At 70.5% G+C, this 18,352-nt stretch carries 4 protein-coding genes and 4 pseudogenes; 7 read left to right on the top strand and 1 reads right to left on the bottom strand.

Annotated features, from left to right (window positions below; translation table 11 throughout):
* Positions 1 to 278 precede the first annotated feature (278 nt).
* Positions 279 to 6,740 (top strand): annotated as a pseudogene (locus QEG98_RS24100) (MupA/Atu3671 family FMN-dependent luciferase-like monooxygenase).
* Between the two features lie 20 nt (positions 6,741 to 6,760).
* Here the strand turns inward: QEG98_RS24100 and QEG98_RS24095 are convergent.
* Entirely contained in the window at positions 6,761 to 7,546 is a 786-nt protein-coding gene (locus tag QEG98_RS24095; RefSeq protein WP_316562982.1) for a phytanoyl-CoA dioxygenase family protein, read from the bottom strand.
* A 669-nt stretch (positions 7,547 to 8,215) separates the two neighbouring features.
* Between QEG98_RS24095 and QEG98_RS24090 the strand changes: the two genes are divergently transcribed.
* From QEG98_RS24090 to QEG98_RS24070, 6 genes and pseudogenes are all read left to right on the top strand, one after another.
* On the top strand, positions 8,216 to 13,372 hold the full coding sequence (locus tag QEG98_RS24090; protein WP_316562981.1) for a polyketide synthase: 5,157 nt from the start codon (positions 8,216 to 8,218) through the stop codon (positions 13,370 to 13,372).
* Positions 13,303 to 13,446 (top strand): annotated as a pseudogene (locus QEG98_RS42135) (KR prefix domain-containing protein); the annotation flags it as partial. The gene QEG98_RS24090 and the pseudogene QEG98_RS42135, both read left to right, overlap by 70 nt.
* Before the next feature lie 136 nt (positions 13,447 to 13,582).
* Entirely contained in the window at positions 13,583 to 14,107 is a 525-nt protein-coding gene (locus tag QEG98_RS24085) for a hypothetical protein (RefSeq protein WP_316562980.1), read from the top strand.
* Positions 14,050 to 14,489, top strand: a pseudogene (locus tag QEG98_RS42130) (SDR family NAD(P)-dependent oxidoreductase); the annotation flags it as partial. The gene QEG98_RS24085 and the pseudogene QEG98_RS42130, both read left to right, overlap by 58 nt.
* Positions 14,478 to 15,224 carry a beta-ketoacyl reductase gene (locus QEG98_RS24075; protein WP_410478083.1) on the top strand — a complete coding sequence of 249 codons (747 nt, stop codon included), beginning with the start codon at positions 14,478 to 14,480 and terminating at the stop codon, positions 15,222 to 15,224. The pseudogene QEG98_RS42130 and the gene QEG98_RS24075, both read left to right, overlap by 12 nt.
* Positions 15,221 to 18,238 (top strand): annotated as a pseudogene (locus QEG98_RS24070) (type I polyketide synthase); the annotation flags it as partial. The gene QEG98_RS24075 and the pseudogene QEG98_RS24070, both read left to right, overlap by 4 nt.
* Between the last annotated feature and the right edge of the window lie 114 nt (positions 18,239 to 18,352).

Here is an 18,352-nt window from a genome sequence, read left to right as displayed (position 1 = left end):
GTCTACCTGGATACCGCGTTCTTTTTATCAGGAACCGCTATTGCTGTAATAATCGTTCTTATCGTTTATATGGACAAGCAGGCAATGTCGGTGGCACAAGCTGCGCTGTATCAAGGGGGCGGGCTCAAGCGAGGTCCGAGCGTGCTTCCTCTTCCGGGTGAAGCGGCATGTTGGCTCGGGGGGCCTTGGCCGGAAGATGTTTGCCGGGAGGTTCTCCGTGCTCAGCCGGATGTCGTGGCCGCGTGTCAACCCGGGCCGTGTCCAGCGCAGGAGAAGACATGACCGAGCACATCGAGCCGCGAGCTCACCGTTTCCCCACCCTGGTGGACGTGTTGTGTCAACGCGCCGAGTCCCAAGGCGACGCGCTGTTGTATCGCTTCCTGGAGACGGGAGACGTGGACGGCCCGGTGGAGGAGTGGACCTACCGGCGGCTGGATTCACGGGCGCGGTCGCTGGGGGCTCGGCTGCGTGCCCTGGGCGCGCAGGGGGCGCGGGCGCTGCTGCTCTACCCGCCCGGCCTGGAGTTCGTCGCGGGCTTCATGGGCTGTCTGTATGGCGGTGTCATCGCCGTGCCGTGTTACCCGCCGGACCCCACGCGGTTGGATCGCACGCTGCCGCGCCTCCGCGCCATCGCCCGGGACTGTGGCGCGCGCTACGTGCTGACGACGAGCACCATCCAGGAGATGGCGGAGTTTCTCACGCCGCAGGCTCCTGAGCTGGCTGAATTGCAGTGGATTGCCAGTGACGCGGTGCCGGAAGCCGAGGCCACGGACTGGAAGCGCCCGGACCTGACGTCCGAGTCGCTGGCCTTCCTGCAATACACGTCGGGTTCCACGGGCAACCCGAAGGGCGTCAAGGTCAGCCACGCCAACATCCTCCACAACGAGTCGTTGATTACGCGTGACTTCGGGTTGCAGGCGGAGCGCTCGGTGGGCGTGGGCTGGTTGCCCATGTTCCATGACATGGGGCTCATCGGAAAGGTGTTGCAGCCGCTCTACCTGGGCTTCCCGTGCATGCTGATGTCACCCATCGCGTTCCTTCAGCGGCCCTTGCGCTGGCTGGAGGCCGTCTCCCACTTCAAGGCGACGGTCAGTGGTGGACCCAACTTCGCTTTCGACCTGTGCGTGCGAAAGGCCCGCGCTGAAGACGTAGCCCGTCTGGATTTGAGCCACTGGGACCTGGCCTTCAACGGCGCGGAGCCCGTGCGGCGCGAGACGATGGAACGCTTCGCGGAGACGTTCGCGCCCGCTGGCTTCCGGCGCGAGGCCTTCTATCCCTGCTATGGCCTGGCCGAGGCGACGCTCATCGTCAGCGGCGGCGTGAAGGGGACCCCTTGTGTGCAGGAGCGCTACGACACCGGCTTGCTGGAGTTGGGGCGCGCGAAGCCCGCGTCCGACGCGGCGGAGGGGCCCACGGCGCGCACGCTGGTGTCCTCCGGTCAAGGTGCGCCGGACCAGCGGCTGCTCATCGTGGACCCGGAGACGCGGGTGCCTCGGGCCTCGAACGAGGTGGGTGAGGTCTGGGTCGCTGGCCCCAGCGTGGCGGGTGGGTATTGGGATCGTCCGGAGGAGACGGCGCATGCCTTCGGCGCGCGGCTCGCCAACGGCGAGGGGCCCTTCCTCCGCACCGGGGACCGGCCTTCCTGTCGCCGGAGGGCGAGCTCTTCATCACCGGCCGTCTCAAGGATCTGCTCATCGTCCGGGGCCGGAACCTGTATCCGCAGGACCTGGAGATGACCGCGGAGCGCGCGCACCGCGCGGTGCGTCCCGGCTGCAGCGCCGCCTTCTCCGTGGACGTGGAGGGGAGGAGCGGCTGGTGGTGGTCTCCGAGGTCGACGTGCGCGAAGGCTTCGACGGCGCGGCGGTGGTGGGCGCCCTGCGCCGCGCGCTGGCCGATGAGCACCAGGTGCATGCGCACACGGTGGTGCTGCTCCAGGCCCGGAGCATCCCGAAGACGTCGAGCGGGAAGATTCAGCGCCGCGCCTGTCGTGATGGCTTCCTGGCGGGCTCGCTGGAGGTGGTGGAGGTGTCGGGCGAGGAGGCCGCTCCGGTGCCGGAGGCCGTGCCTTCCACGCCGTCCGCGCCCCTGCGCGAGCGCCTGGCCCTGGCGTCCGAGGAGGCCCGTCCGGCGCTGCTGGTGGACTTCCTCCGCGTGGAGGCCGCGCGGGTGCTGCGCACGGCGCCCGCGTCCCTGGCGCCGGAGACGTCGCTGGCCAGCCTGGGGCTCGACTCGCTGATGGCGCTGGAGCTTCACGGCCGGCTGGAAGAGGAACTCGGTGTGTCGCTGCCCGTGGCCTTCCTCTGGCAACACCCGACGTTGGGGGCCGCCGCCGCGCATCTGGTGGACGCGTGGAAGGGCACCGCCGCGCCCGCCGCGCCGCCGCTGAAGGCCGGCTCGCTGGAGGAGAGCTGCCGCTGTCTCCAGGTCAGCAGCGCCTGTGGTTCCTGGACCGGCTGGTGCCGGAGAGCGCGCTGTACAACGTCCACTTCCAGCTCCGGCTCTCCGGGGCGCTGGACGTGCCCGCGCTGGAGCGTGCGCTGCAAGGGCTCCTGTCGCGTCACGCGGTGCTGCGCGCGGCCTTCCCCGAAGTGGAGGGCCAGCCGCGCCAGCTCCTGGCGCCCCTGCGTCCGCTGGACGTGGCCCGCGAGGACCTTCGGGCGCTGTCGCCCGCCGAGCGTGACGCGCGGCTGAATCTGCTGGCCCGTGCCCAGGGCGAGGCGCCCTTCAATCTGTCAGAGGGCCTGCTGGTGCGTGCGGCGTTGGTGGCGCTGGAGGACCAGGAGCACGTGCTCCTGATGACCCAGCACCACATCGTCACCGATGGCTGGTCCATTGGCGTCCTGGCCCGGGAGCTTGCCGCGCTGTACCGCGCGGAGGTGGCTGGCGCCGCCGCGTCGCTGGGCGCGCCTGCCTTGCAGTACGTGGACTACGCGCGTTGGCAGCGCGGGCTGGGCGGCGCGCTGGACGGGCAGCGTGCCTACTGGGCGCGGAAGCTGGAGAACCTGCCGCGCCTGGAGTTGCCCACGGACTTCCCACGTCCCCGGGAGCCGGGCTTCCGCGGCGCGCTCCACCGTTTCGCGCTGCCGGCCGAGCTGGTGGATTCGCTCAAGGCGGTGGGCCGGAGCGAGGGCTGCACCTTCTTCGTCACGCTGGCGGCGGCCTGGGCGGCGCTGCTGCACCGCTATAGCGGTCAGGACGACTTCGGCCTGGGCACCATCTTCGCGCAGCGGGACCGGGCCGAGCTGCGTGACGTGGTGGGGTTCTTCGCCAGCACGCTGGTGCTCCGCGCGGACGTGTCTGGCGCGCCCCGTTTCCGGGAGCTGCTGGGCCGCATGCGCCACACGTTCCACGAGGCCCTGGCGCACGCGGACCTGCCCTTCGAGGAAGTGGTGGGCGCGTCGCGCGCGGTCCGTGGCGGCGACAACCCGCTGTTCCAGGCGAACATGGTGTTGGAGAGCCTGCCGCCGGTGGACCTGGACGTGCCGGGCATGCAGTGGCGCCCGGTGCTGCCCGTGCCGGACGGCGCGGTGGAGGGCACGGCGAAGTTCGACCTGCAGCTCGCCGTCGTGGAGACACCGCGAGGGCTGGAGGGCGCGCTGGAGTACCGCTCGGACCTCTTCTCGGCGGAGACGATGGCGCGGCTCGCGGGACACCTGGAGGCGTTGCTGAGGGGCATCGTCGCTGATCCGGACGCGCGTGTGGAGGACCTGCCGCTGCTCGACGAGGCGGAGCGCCGTTCTCTGCTGGAGCGCTGGAACGACTTCACGGCGCCGCTCTCCCAGGACCCTTCGCACTGCATCCACGCGCAGTTCCGTGAGCAGGCCGCCCGCACGCCCGACGCGGTGGCGGTGGTCGCCGAGGACGGGACGCTCACCTACTCGGAGCTGGCGCGTCGTGCGTCCGCGCTGGCCTTGCACCTGAGAGGCCTGGGCGTGGGCCCCGAGGTGCGCGTGGGCCTGTGCGCCGAGCGCTCGGTGGAGATGGTGGCGGGAATGCTCGGCATCCTCGAGGCGGGCGGCGCCTACGTGCCCCTGGACCCGGACTATCCCCGGGAGCGGCTCACGTACATGCTGGAGGACTCGGGGGCGCGCGTGCTCGTGACGCAGTCCCATCTGGCGGGGACGCTGCCCGTGTCCGGCCTGCACACCGTGCTGCTGGATACGGCGGAGCCCTACGCGGCGGCGCCGGCGTCACCGCTGGCCCTGGGGACCACGCCTGACAACGCGGCGTATGTCATCTACACGTCGGGCTCCACGGGACGGCCCAAGGGCGTGGTGGTGCCGCACGGGGGCGTGGCCAACTTCTTCGCCGCCATGGACGTACGCGTGGGCCACCCGCCCGCGGGCGCCTGGTTGGCCGTCACCAGCATCTCCTTCGACATCTCCGTCCTAGAGTTGCTGTGGACGCTCACCCGCGGCTTCAAGGTGGTGGTGCAAGGGGAGGGGGCCTCACTCAAGGCGCCCGCTCGCGCCGCGGGGGCCCGGAAGCGCCCCATGGACTTCAGCCTGTTCTACTTCGCGGATGACGCGGAGGTGTCGCGCGGGGAGGGCAGCTACCGGCTGTTGCTGGAGGGCGCGAAGTTCGCGGACACGCACGGCTTCGCGGCGGTGTGGACGCCGGAGCGCCACTTCCACGCCTTCGGCGGCCTGTACCCCAATCCCTCCGTGGTGGGCGCGGCTGTCGCCACCGTGACGAAGCGCGTGGCCATCCGCGCGGGCAGCGTGGTGCTGCCACTCCACCATCCCGTGCGCGTGGCGGAGGAGTGGTCCCTGGTGGACAACCTGTCCGGCGGGCGCGTGGGCATCTCCGTCGCTTCTGGCTGGCACGCCAATGACTTCGTCTTCGCGCCGGAGAAGTACGAGAAGCGCCGCGAGCTGATGATGGAAGGCATCGACACCGTGCGCCGGCTGTGGCGTGGGGAGACGGTGCGCTTCCCCGGCGGCGGCGGCGCGCAGGTGGATGTGAAGCTGCGCCCTCGTCCCGTGCAGGCGGAGCTGCCCGTGTGGCTCACCGCCGCGGGAAACCCGGAGACGTTCATCACCGCGGGCCGGCTGGGGTGCAACATCCTCACGCACCTGCTGGGGCAGACGTGGGAGGACCTGGAGAAGAAGCTGTCGCTCTACCGTCAGGCCTGGCGAGACGCGGGCCACGCGGGCGAGGGCCACGTCACCCTCATGCTGCACACCTTCATCGGCGAGGACATGGCGAAGGTGCGCGAGGTGGTGGAGCAGCCCTTCCGCAACTACCTCAAGAGCTCGGCCGACCTGATGCGGGGCCTGGGGAGCACGCTGGGCATCGACATGGATTCGGCGACGGAGGCGGACCTGGACCGGCTCGCCGGCCATGCCTTCGACCGCTACTTCGAGACGAGCGGCCTGTTCGGCACGCCGCGTTCGGTGCGCGAGCGCGTCGGGCAGCTCCAGGCCCTGGGCGTGGATGAGGTGGGCTGCCTCATCGACTTCGGCATTCCCGCCGACACGGTGCTGGCCAGCCTGCCGCTGCTGGACGAGGTGCGGCAGCGCTGCGTGCGGGACAGCCGCCGCGCGGGCACGGCGAAGACGATTCCCGAGCAGCTCCGCGAGCACGGCGTGACGCACCTGCAGTGTACGCCGTCCCTGGCGCGCGCGCTGCTATCCGAGCCCGAGTCCGTCGAGGCGCTGGGCGGCCTGCAACGGCTGATGGTGGGCGGCGAGGCCCTTCCGGGCGCGTTGGCCGCGTCCCTGCGCAAGGCGCTGCCGGAGTCCGCCGAGCTGCTCAACATGTACGGCCCCACGGAGACGACCATCTGGTCCTCCACGGCGCGCGTGGCCCCGGAGGAGACGGCGGCCGTCGTCTCCATCGGCACGCCGCTGCTGCGCACGTGCTTGTACGTCCTCGACGCACGGCTGCAGCCGGCGCCGGTGGGCGTGGCGGGTGAGCTGTACATCGGCGGCGCGGGCGTGGTGCGTGGCTACCTGGGCCGGCCCGAGCTGACGGCGGAGCGCTTCATTCCGGATGCCTGGGCCCGTGAGCCCGGGGCCCGGCTGTACCGCACGGGGGACCGCGCGCGGTGGCGGCCCGACGGCACCATGGAGTTCCTCGGCCGCGTGGACCACCAGCTCAAGGTGCGTGGCTTCCGCATCGAGGCAGGGGAAATCGAGGCGGCGCTCACCGCCCAGCCCTCGGTGCGCGAGGCGGTGGTGGTGGCGCGTGAGGATGTGCCCGGCGACGTGCGGCTCGTGGCCTACGTGGTGCCCGCGCAGGGCGCCACGGTGGAGGTGTCCGCGCTGCGCGACGCCCTGGCTCAGCGGTTGCCGGAGCACATGGTTCCGTCGCTCGTCATGGAGCTGCCGGCGCTCCCGCTGACGCCCAATGGCAAGGTGGACCGCAAGGCCCTGCCCGCGCCGAACGTGGTGCGCTCCGCGAAAGCGGCCTTCGTGGCGCCGCAGGGGCAACTGGAGGAGCAGATTGCCCAGGTGTGGCGCAGCGTCCTCCGTGTGGAGCAGGTGGGCGTGCACGACAACTTCTTCGACCTGGGCGGCCACTCGCTCCTGATGGTGCAGGTGCACACCCAGCTCAAGTCGGTGCTGGGACAGGACCTGCCCCTGCTAAAGCTGCTGGAGCACCCCACCATCAGCACCCTGGCGCGTTTCGCGCGGCAGGGGCCCGCGGCGGCGCAGTCCCAGGTGGAAGCCGCGCAGGACCGGGCCAAGCGGCAGTTGGAGAGCCTCAAGCGTCAGCGTCAGCGCGCCAGGAAGTAGCGACGCGGGGAGCGCGCGGGCTACGCGCGCGCTTCGTTCAGCGCCTGCCGGATGGCGCGTGCCACCGGCGAGGCGTCGTCCTCCGGGCCCTGAACCGCGAAGGGGGCGCGGGACAGGAGCGGCGGCTGGGCCATGAAGCGCGGCCGGGTTCCCTGGTGCGGCTGGGCGGCATGGACCAGGAAGGGGTGGCACAGGTACACGGTGCCGGCCTCTCCCGTGGCGAGCGCGAGCGGCCGGTGGGCTGACACGTCCAACTTCCCGGCGAGCTCCATGAACGTCAACCCCGCGTCCCCCGCAGGGGCCAACACGCGGGCGACGTCCCGGTGGGAGCCCACGCGGATGCGGGTGGGGGCGTCGTCCTCGCCCACGTCGGAGCAGAGGAAGAGCATCAGCAGGGCGCGGCCTTTCGACGCCACATTCACCCGCCAGGAGAAAAACGAGCTCGGGTCGTCACCTGGGAAGCTGGCATCGACATGCCAGCCGTCGTCTCCAGGCGCGTCCGGGCTGGGAAAGCGCACGGGGAAGGTGCCCAGGCTGCCTCGAGGGAGCCAGCGTCCGGGGCCCACCAACTGGTCGAACGCGCCTCGCAGCCGGGGCGTGTTCGCCGCCAGCCGGAAGGGCTCCTGCGCATAGTCCCCGAGCCGGATGACCGGCTGCTTCCAGGTGGCCGGATTGTCTGGGGCACACCCCGTGTCGCGCCAGAGCATCTCGCGGCACGTGTCCGCCAGCTCGCGGGGAAACGCCTGGTCCAGCCGGACGAATCCACGCTCGATGAACTGCTCCACTTCGCCTGGGGAAAGCTCCATTCGGGTTGCCTCCTCGTGGTCCGGGGCCAGTTGCCCGCAGCGCGGCACTGTATTGATTTATCATAAGAATTCATACGTCCGGTGATTGCTTCGCGGCGTGGAGCCCGGGCTGCCCATCAGGTGGAGCCGGCTGGCGTGTGCAGGACACATCCAGGCCATTGCGTTTGCTGGTGGAATCCCCTGGGCATCGGCCCTGGGGGACGCTGGGCGACTGATAGGCTTTATGTATATGGGTTCTGCGATTTCCCCGGAATGGAGGCGGCGCGCGCTCTGAATGGCGGGTGTGTCATGTCTGGGGAGTGTTTTGTTCGCAATTAGTTCTACTGGGGTCATCCATGTGTTTGCTTCGGGGTTTGTTGATTTTCAAGTCAGGCATGCATCAGTCGAAGTCTTGGTGATTGAGAGACATGGGGCGCTCCGTTTGGAGTGTCCGGTTCTCGTGAAAGTGCACGAAACGGCTTCGTGCTGACGGGCTTGCGCCAACGTTATGGATTTGGCATTGATCCGCTCTTCCTTGTATCGGGTCTATCGAGGGGGAGGCGGATCGCGTCCGTCGTCATCTCGTTCGCCGAGGAAGAAAAGCCCGGCTTTCGAGCGTGCCAGTTAGAGGTCCGAGTGTCGCCACAAAATGGGTTGTCGAAGGCGGGTTTTGCCGAGGTGCGGGCTCGTTTGACCGCGGTCCTTGCTCAGCGATTGGGAGTCGAGGCTCACACGCTGGATGTCCGGGAGCGCTTCAGTCTGTATGGGCTTGATTCGCTGAAGGCGACCGGCTTCATCGCGGAGGTGGGGGCGATGCTGGGGCGTTCATTGTCGCCCACGCTCGCCTGGGAATATCCCACGTTGGATGGGTTGGCCCGCTACCTCGCGGGTGAGCAGGATGGCGCGTCGTCGCATTCCCTGGCACGTATCGCCCGGGCCCATGAGCCCGTTGCCATTATTGGATTGGCCTGTCGTTATCCCCAGGCGGCGGATCCAGAGGCCTTCTGGCGCCTGCTCGTGGGCGGGACGGATGCCATTACGGAAGTGCCGCCGGACCGGTGGGACGTCAACCGCCTTTATGATCGAGACCCCGCGGCGCCCGGCAAGGTGGTTTCCCGCTGGGGCGGCTATCTGGATCGCGTGGATGGCTTTGACCCGCTCTTCTTCGGCATCTCACCGAAGGAGGCGCTCCACATGGATCCGCAGCAGCGGCTCATGCTGGAGTTGAGCTGGGAGGCGCTGGAGGACGCGGGCATCGCCGCGGACCGGCTGCAGGGCTCACCCACGGCGGTCTGCTTCGGCGCCGCGTGGATGGACTACGAGATGACGCTGCAGCGCTTCGGCATGAAGCGCATCTCCTCGTACACGTCCACGGGCTATCACCACAGCGTCCTGGCCAACCGGGTCTCCTACGTCCTGGGGCTGCGGGGGCCGAGCTTCTCCATCGACTCGGCCTGCTCGTCCTCGCTCACGGCGGTGCACCTGGCCTGTGAGAGCCTGCGCAGGGGCGAGTCGACGCTGGCCCTGGTAGGCGGTGTGAATCTCACCATCGCCCCCGAGAGCACGGTGTCCCTGTCCAAGCTGGGGGCGCTCTCTCCAGACGGGCGCTGCTACACGTTCGATGCCCGCGCCAACGGCTTCGTGCGCGGCGAGGGAGCGGGGGTGGCGGTGCTCAAGCCGCTCTCCCTGGCGCTCGCGGACGGCGACGCCATCTACTGCGTCATCCGCGGCAGTGCCATCAACAACAATGGTGGCAGCAACGGCCTCACCGCGCCCAACCCGAAGGCGCAGGCGGAGGTCATCCGCCAGGCTTGCGCCAGCGCGGGTGTCGAGCCGGCGGAGGTGCAGTACGTCGAGGCGCATGGCACCGGCACGCAGCTGGGAGACCCGCTGGAGGCACAGGCCCTGGGCGAGGTGCTCGGCGCGGGACGGCCCGAGGGCAAGCCCCTGCTCATCGGCTCCTGCAAGACGAACATCGGGCACCTGGAGGCCGCGGCGGGCATCACCGGGCTCATCAAGACCGCGCTGTGCATCAAGCACCGCGCGCTTCCCGCCAGCCTCCACTACGAGAAGCCCAATCCGCTCATCCCCTTCGAGGCGCTGGGCCTGGCGGTCCACCACACCCTGGGAGATTGGCCGGAGCCCGACCGGAAGCTCATCGCGGGCGTCAGTTCCTTCGGCTTCGGGGGCGCGAACTGCCACGTCGTGATGGAAGAGGCGAGTCTCCCCGAGGCTCGGCTCCTCCACCTGTCGGGTGAGACGGTGGAGGCGCTGCGGGGCGCCGCGCAGGGGCTGCTCGACCGCGTGACGGCTCGGGAGCATCTGCCGCTGACCGAACTGCTCCGCGCGGCCGAAGCGGACGCGGGTACGCATGCGCACCGCCTGACGGTGACGGTCCGGACCCGGAAGGACCTTCGTGCGGGCCTGGAGAACTTCCTGGCGGGTGTGCCGCGCCCGGGCGTGTCCGTGGGGACGGTGGCGGAGGACGCGGTCCGCAAGCCGGTATTCGTCTATTCGGGACATGGCTGCCAGTGGCCCCGCATGGGCCTGCCGTTGCTGGACGCCGAGCCCGTGTTCCGGGCGACGCTGTTGCGCTGCGATGCGCTCATCCGGGAGTACGAAGGTTGGTCGCTGCTGGAAGTGCTGGCCGCAGACGACGCGGCGGCGCGGCTGAGCCGGCTCGACATCGGGCTGCCCGCGATTGTGTCGGTGGAGATGGCCCTGACGGACCTCTGGCGCTCGTGGGGCATCGAGCCCGGCGCCGTGGTGGGGCACAGCATCGGCGAGGTGTCGGCGGCGTATGCGGCGGGCGTCCTGGACATCGAGGACACCATCCGCGTCGTCTGCGCCGAGAGCCGGCTGATGCACACGCAGGCGGGCAAGGGCAGCCTGGCGGTCGTGGGCGTCCCGTGGGCGGAGGCCGCTGAACTGCTCGTGGGCTACGAGGGACGGTTGTTCCGCGCCATCGATTCGGGCGCGGGTTCGACGGTGTTGTCGGGGGATGTAGACGCACTGGCCGAGGTGCTCGCGTCGCTGCAACAGCGTGGAGTCTTCTGCCGGCAGGTGGACATCGACGTTCCGGTGCACAGCCCCCGCATGGACGTGCTGGCGGACGCGTTGACCGAGGAGCTTCGGGACATCCGGCCCCGCTCGGCGCGCGTTCCCCTGATTTCGTCCATCACCGGCGCGGAGATCGACGGCGCGAGCGCGGACGCCTCCCACTGGGTGCGGAACATCGCGTGGCCCACGCTCTTCACCGGCGCGCTCTCCCACACCATCCAGGAGGGCTACGACACGTTCCTGGAGGTCAGTCCGCATGCGATTCTGCGGCACCCCATCGACGCGACGCTGAAGCACCTGGGGCGGCAGGGCCGCGTGGTGCCCTCTCTGCGGCGGCAGGAGGATGAGCGCGCCACGCTGTTCGATTCGTTGGGCGTGCTCTACGCGGCGGGACAGCCGGTCCGGTGGGACGCACTCGCCGCGCGTGGGGTGGACGATGATGGGGAGGCGGTGCACCTGCTGCCCCTGTCGGCGCGGAGCCCGGAGGCGCTCAAGGCGCTGGCCGCGAACTGGCGCGACTTCCTGGCTGGGGAGCCGGGCGCGCCGCTCGATGACGTCACCTACACCGCGAGCGTGCGCCGCGGCCACTTGTCGCACCGCTTGTCGGTGGTGGGCGGCTCGCGACGGGAGCTGGCGGAGGCGCTGGATGCCGTCACGCGGGGAGAGCGCCCGCCGGGTGTGAGCGAGGGAAGGGTGAGCCCCGAGGGACGGGCCAAGGTGGCCTTCGTCTTCCCGGGACAGGGCTCCCAGTGGTTGGGCATGGGGCGTCAGCTCCTTCGTGAGGAGCCGGTGTTCCGGTCCGCCATCGAGGCGTGCGAGCAGGCCATGCGGCCGCACGTGGACTGGTCGCTCACGGCGGAGCTGCTGGCGGACGAGCAGCATTCACGTCTGCAGGACATCGACGTGGTGCAGCCGGTGCTTTTCGCCATGCAGGTGGCGTTGGCGGCACTGTGGCGCTCGTGGGGCATCGCGCCGGACGCGGTGGTGGGGCACAGCATGGGGGAGGTGGCCGCGGCGCACGTCGCGGGCGCGCTCTCCCTGGAGGATGCGGCGCGCATCATTTGCCTGCGCAGCCAGCTCCTGCGCCGCAAGAGCGGGCAGGGGGCCATGGCGGTGGTGGAGCTGGGGCTGGCGCAGGCCCGCGAGGCGCTGGCCGGCTCCGAGACGCGGCTCTCCGTTGCGGTCAGCAACAGCGCGCGCTCCACGGTGCTCTCGGGTGACACCGACGCATTGGAGTCGCTGCTGCCGAAGCTTGAAAGCCAGGGGGTCTTCTGCCGCCGGGTGAAGGTCAACGTCGCCTCTCACAGTCCGCAGATGGACTCGCTGAAGGACGACCTCCTGCGGGTGCTCGACGGTGTCGTGCCTCACGGGGCGCCCGTGCCCATCTACTCCACGGTGACGGGCCAGACGAGCGACGGCGCGGACTTCCACCCGGCCTACTGGGTCAGCAACCTGCGCGAGCCGGTGCTGTTCCACGGTGCTGTCGAGCAACTCCTGGCGGATGGCTTCACGGTGCTGGTCGAGGTGAGCCCACACCCGGTGTTGCTCGCGCCCATCGAGGAGACGCTGCGCGAGTCGAAACAGGGCGCCATCGCGCTCGGGTCCGCGCGGCGACAGATGCCCGAGCGCCGCTGCCTGCTGGAGTCCCTGGCGGCGCTGTACGCCTGGGGTTGCGCGGTGGACTGGAAGGCGCTGCACCCGGTGAAGGGCCGTGTCGTCGCGCTCCCACGGTACCCGTGGCAGCGGGAGCGCTTCTGGCTCCCGGACGAGGCGGAGGTGGATGCGCAGCCGGAGGGCGTGGTCCTCGCGGACCGGAAGGGACATCCCCTCATCGGTGGTTCGCTCTCCTCGTCCGTCCAGCCCGGGACTCACTTCTGGGAGCGGACCGTGAGCACGGCGGCGTTCCCGTATCTGGCCGACCACTGCGTGTGGGGGGACGTGGTCTTCCCTGGCGCCGGTTACGTGGAGATGGCGCTGAGCGCCGGCGCGGAGGTGCTGGGCGAGGCGGGGCTCGTGCTGGAGGACGTCTCCTTCAGTGAGATGCTCGCGCTGGAGCCGGGCCAGTCGAGGCGCGTGCAGGTGGTGCTGACCGAGGAGGAGCCGGGCCGCGCCACCTTCCAGATTGCCAGCCGCGCGGAGGGCGAGACGTCCTGGCGCAAGCACGCGGCGGGGACGGTGCGGCGGGAGGCACGTGCGGGCGCGGCTGTTGAATCACCCGAGGCGCTCCGGGCGCGCGTCAAGGTGGCGGTCTCCGCTGAAGCGCACTACCAGCGCCGGCAGGCGCAAGGCCTCATGTATGGCCCGGCGTTCCAGGGGCTGCGGGGCATCTGGCGCAGTGAGCAGGAGGCGCTGGGACGCCTGGAGGTCTCCGACACGGTGGCCTTGGAGGCGGGTGCGTACCGGCTCCACCCCGCGCTGCTGGATGCGGGACTGCAGGTGGCGGTGGAGCTCCTTGCCCCGCTGACCGCGACGTCCGCTCCGGCGACGCATGTGCCGGTGGGAATCGGGCGGATTCGTTTCTTCGAGCGTCCCGGGCGCGCGGCCTGGGCGCGAGTGAAGGTCCGTGAGGACGGGGCCGCGAGCGAGCGCGAGCGCACCTTCGACTTCTGGTTGCTGGATGAGCAGGGCCGGTGCTGCTGGAGCTCGAAGCGCTGCGCCTGTACCGCCTGGATGCGGGCGCCTCCGCCCGCAAGGAGCTGGGCGCGTGGCTCTACCAGGTGGACTGGGAGGAGCGGCCGCTGTCGGCGGAGCTGGCGTGGCCCGAGCACACGCCGGGAAGCTGGCTGATTCTCCAGGACGGCGGCGGGGTGGGGCAGCGGCTGTCCGCGCAGCTCCAGACGCGGGGCGAGACGTGCGTGCTCGTCGCGCCCGGTGAGGCGTACCGGCTGACCGGGCCGCGCAGTGCCGAGGTGGACCCCGGAATCCGGAGCACTGGCGCCGGTTGCTCACGGACCTGCTGGGCGCGGGCGTTCCGCCTTGCCGCGGCGTGGTGCACCTGTGGAGCCTGGACCGGCCTCGACGGAGGCGCTGACGCCGCAGGCGCTGGAGGACTCGCGGCGGCTGGGGACCACCAGCGTGCTGCACCTGGTGCAGGCGCTTTCGGGGGCGGGCTGGCGGGATGCGCCCCGGCTCTGGCTGGCCACGCGTGGGGCACGTTCCGCGGGCAAGGTGGCAGAGCGTGTCGCGGTGGCGCAGGCTCCGCTCCTGGGGTTGGGGCAGGTGCTGGCGGTGGAGCAGCCGGAGCTGCGCTGCACCCGTGTGGACCTGGAAGGCGGCGCGGACGTCGCGGCGGATGCGCTGCTGCGGGAGCTGTCATCGACCTCGTTCGAGGACCAGACCGCGTGGCGGGGTGGTACGCGACGGGTGGCCCGGCTGGCTCGGGCGGCGGACGCGCTGTCCGCTCATGAACCGGCGACGCTGCTGCGCGAGGATGGCACCTACCTCATCACGGGGGCCTCGGTGGCCTGGGGCTGGAACTCGCGCGCTGGCTCGTTTCCCAGGGCGCACGTCACCTGCTGCTGATGGGCCGCCGCGCTCCTCCGCGGAGGCGGAGCAGGCGCTGGCGGCGCTTCGTGAGGCCGGCGCTCGGGTGGAGTCCTTCCAGGGCGACGTCGCGCGGCTGGAGGACGTGACGGGCGCGTTGGCTCGGGTGGAGGACGTGATGCCCCCGCTGCGCGGCGTGTTTCATGCCGCGGGGCTCATCGAGGATGGGCTGCTGCTCAACCTCACCGAGGCGCGCTTCGCCTCGGTGTCGGCACCGAAGGTCCTGGGCAGCTGGAATCTGCACGCGCAGACGCGACACCTGCCACTGGAGCACTTCGTGCTGTTCTCCAGCGTGGCCGCCTCGCTGGGCACGCCGGGCCAGTCGAACTACGCGTCGGCGAATGCCTTCATGGACGCGCTGGCCCAGGCCCGCCGGGCGGAGGGGTTGCCCGCGCTGAGCATCAACTGGGGCACCTGGACGCAGGTGGGCCTCGCGGCGGCGCAGTCCATCCGCGGTGAGCGCCTGGAGGCACGTGGCCTGGGCGGCATGGCGCCGGACAAGGCGCTGGCGGTGCTCGGCATGCTGCTGGGACAGGATCGGCCACAGCTCAGCGTCATGGCCTTCGAGCCGCGCCAGTGGCTGGGCTTCTATCTGGCCGCGGCGCAGTCTCCGTACTTCACGAAGCTGGCGCAGGAGCCGTCCAGCCGGCCCGCTGCGAGCGCGGGCAAGAGCCGGATTCGAGAGCAGCTCGAAGCGGCCCGTGCGTCCGAGCGTCGCGGCCTGCTGGATACGCACCTGCGCGAGCTGATCGGCGGGGTGCTGCGGATGGCGCCCGCGCGCATCGAACCACGGACACCGTTGGTGACCTTCGGACTCGACTCGCTGATGAGCATGGAGATTCGCAACCGCCTGGAGGCGGCGCTCGGGCTGAAGCTCAGCGCGACGGTGGTGTGGACCTATCCGACGGTGGCCGCGCTGGCGCCGTTCCTGGCGGAGAAGCTGGCACTTCCGCTGGAGGACTCCCGCCCCGAGCCCGCGCTGGAGGTGGCACCGGCGAAGGCCCCCCAGGCGGATGTGACGGCCAGCGAGATTGACGACCTGTCGGAAGAAGAAGTCGAGCGGCTGTTCGCTCAGAGGATGGCGCAAGGCTCATGACGACGTTCGCGGAGAAGATTGCGCAGTACTCCCCCAAGCGGCTCGCGCTGCTGGCGATGGACCTCAAGTCGCGGCTCGACGCGGTGGAGGGCAGCCGGTCGGAGCCCGTGGCCATCATCGGCATGGGCTGCCGCTTCCCGGGCGGAGGGAACGACCCGGCGTCGTACTGGAACCTCCTGTGCAACGGGGTGGATGCCGTCACCGAGGTGCCATCCTCGCGGTGGACCCGTGAGGACATGGCGCGGATGGACCCCGAGGCCCAGGAGAAGCTGGGCGCGAAGTGGGGTGCCTTCATCGACGCGGTGGACCAGTTCGACGCGGACTTCTTCGGCATCTCGCCGCACGAAGCGCACCGGATGGACCCGCAGCAGCGCGTCCTCCTGGAAGTGGCGTGGGAGGCGCTGGAGAACGCGGGTCAGGACATGTCTCGGCTGGCGGGGAGCCGCACGGGTGTGTTCGTGGGCGTGTACAGCGATGACTACGCGCTGTTGCAGGTGGGGAATCCGGCGGCGCGTGACTCCAGCAGCGTGACGGGCGCCATCAACTGCGTGGTGCCGGGACGGCTGTCGTACCTCCTGGACTTCCAGGGGCCCAGCCTGTCCGTGGACACCGCGTGTTCGTCATCCCTGGTGGCGCTGCATCTGGCCGCGCAGAGCCTCCGGCAGCAAGAGTGCACCATGGCGCTGGCGTGCGGCGTCAACCTCATCCTGTCGCCGCTGTCGTCCAGCCGCGTGTCCCGTGCCCAGGCGCTCGCGCCGGATGGACGCTGCAAAACTTTCGATGCCCGCGCCAACGGCTTCGTGCGGGGCGAGGGCTGCGGCGTGGTCGTCCTCAAGCGGCTGTCGGATGCGCTGGCGGCGGGGGACACCGTCCTCGCGCTCATCCGGGGTTCTGCCGTCAATCAGGACGGCAAGTCGGCGGGGTTGACGGCGCCCAACGTGCTCGCGCAGAAGGCGCTCATCCGCCAGGCGCTCCAGAGCGCGAACCTTGAGCCCGCCGACATCGACTGCGTCGAGGCCCATGGCACCGGGACGTCGCTGGGCGACCCCATCGAGATGGAGGCGCTCCACGAGGTATACGCCCAGGGTCGCACCGCGGAGCAGTCGCTGGTGGTGGGCGCGGCGAAAACGAACATCGGACATCTGGAGTCGGCCGCCGGCATCGCCGGCATCATCAAGTTGGTCCTGTCGATGCAGCACGGGGCCATCCCGCCGCTCGCGCACTTCCAGCGCCTCAACCCGCGCATCGACTTCGGCGGTGAGGCCCTCACGGTTCCCACGAAGCTGCACCCCTGGCCCGCGCGGGAGACGCGCAAGCGCCGGGGCGCGGTCAGCTCGTTTGGCATCAGCGGCACGAATGCCCATGTGATTCTCGAAGAGGCCCCCGTGGCCCCGGCGGTGCCCCCTGCGCCTTCTCGCGGGGCGTACCTGCTACCGCTGTCCGCGCGCTCACCCTCCGCGCTTCAAGCATTGGCCCGGAAGTACGCGGACGTCCTCACGTCGTCCCCGGAGTTGCCGCTCCGGGATGTCTGCTTCACCGCGGCGCTGCGGCGGACCCATCACGAGTACCGGATGGCGGTCGCGGGGGACTCGGCGGAGGCGGTGGCGCGGCAGCTTCGGGAGTTCGCCTTGGAGGGCCCCGCTCCGGCGGCGACGGACACGGACAACCGGCGCAAGGCGGTCTTCGTGTTCCCGGGGCAGGGCTCGCAGTGGGTTGGCATGGGGCGGCAGCTCCTCGAACAGGAGCCTGTCTTCCGTGACGCCGTGGAGCGCATCGACGCGGCCATGCGGCCACACGTCACGTGGCGTCTGCTCGACGTGCTGCGCGCACCCGCCGAGGACTCCCGGCTCCAGGACATCGACGTCGTGCAGCCGGTGTTGTTCGCCATGGCGGTGGCGCTGTCCGCGCTCTGGCGCTCCTGGGGTGTCGAGCCGGACGCGGTGGTGGGGCACAGCATGGGCGAGGTGGCCGCGGCGCACGTCGCGGGTGCGCTCTCCCTGGAGGACGCGGCGGCCATCATCTGCCTGCGCAGCCAGCTCTTGCGCCGCATCAGCGGCCAGGGGGCCATGCTCGCGACGGAGCTGACCCTGGAGGACGCGCGCAAGACGCTGGCGGGCCGCGAGGACCGCGTGGCCATCGCGGTCAGCAACAGTCCGACCTCCACGGTGCTGTCGGGGGACAATGCCGCGCTCGAATCGATTCGCGCCGAGCTGGAGTCGCGCAACGTCTTCTGCCGCTGGGTGAAGGTCGACGTGGCCTCGCACAGTCCGCAGGTGGACCCGCTGCGGGACGAGCTGCTCTCGGTGCTCTCGGCGGTGCGGCCCGGACGCTCCAGCGTGCCCATTCACTCCACGGTGACCGGCGCCTCCTGTGACGGCTCCGGCTTCGATGCCGCCTACTGGGTCCGCAATCTGCGCGACCCGGTGCTCTTCTCCTCGTCGGTGCTGCAACTCGCCGAGGCTGGGCACTCCGTTTTCCTGGAGATGAGCCCGCACCCGATTCTGCTGCCCGCCGTGGAGCGATGCCTGCAGCACGCGGGCCGCGAGGGCGTGACGCTTCCGTCCCTGCGCCGCGAGGAGGCTGAGCGGACCGTGCTGCTGGAGTCCGTGGGTGCGCTGTACCGCGCGGGACTCCCCGTGCAGTGGAGGCGCTTCTTCCCGGAGGGTGGGGCGCCGCTCCCGCTGCCCACCTATCCCTGGCAGCACAAGCGGTACTGGCTGGACGCAGTGGCCACGCCCGTGGCGGCGATGGTCGAGCCGGTGACGTCCCTCAAGGGCCGGCCGGTGAGCGTGGCTCACGGTGTCGATGGCCAGGTCTTCGAGATGGAGCTGGGGAGCAACTCGCTGCCGTGGCTTGGTGCGCACCGGTTGGGTGGCGTCGCGGTCGTTCCTGCCTCGGCGTTGGTGGAGCTCGGGCTGAGCGCCGCCGCCGATGCGTTGGGCACTGGGGGACGGGTGCTGTCCGGTGTCGAGTTCGAGCGGGCGCTGGTGCTGCCGGAGACCCAGCGGCGGCTCGTGCAGGTCCACCTCTCTTCCGAGGCAGGAGGCAAGCACGAGTTCCACATCCACAGCCGCGCGGTGGGCGGGGCCTCGTCCGAGGCGGGCTGGGTGCGCCATTGCCGGGGCCAT

It is taken from the genome of Myxococcus sp. MxC21-1 (genome assembly GCF_032612255.1).
GTDB lineage: Bacteria > Myxococcota > Myxococcia > Myxococcales > Myxococcaceae > Myxococcus > Myxococcus virescens.
The sequence above is the reverse complement of the archived record's forward strand: the minus strand, read 5'-3'. Positions and strand labels throughout refer to the sequence as shown.

Bases quoted from the DNA above. Each gene is read 5' to 3' on its own strand.
- QEG98_RS24075 (WP_410478083.1), top strand. From the start codon at position 14,478: ATGGACGCGCTGGCCCAGGCCCGCCGGGCGGAGGGGTTGCCCGCGCTG.
- QEG98_RS24095 (WP_316562982.1), bottom strand. From the start codon at position 7,546: ATGGAGCTTTCCCCAGGCGAAGTGGAGCAGTTCATCGAGCGTGGATTC.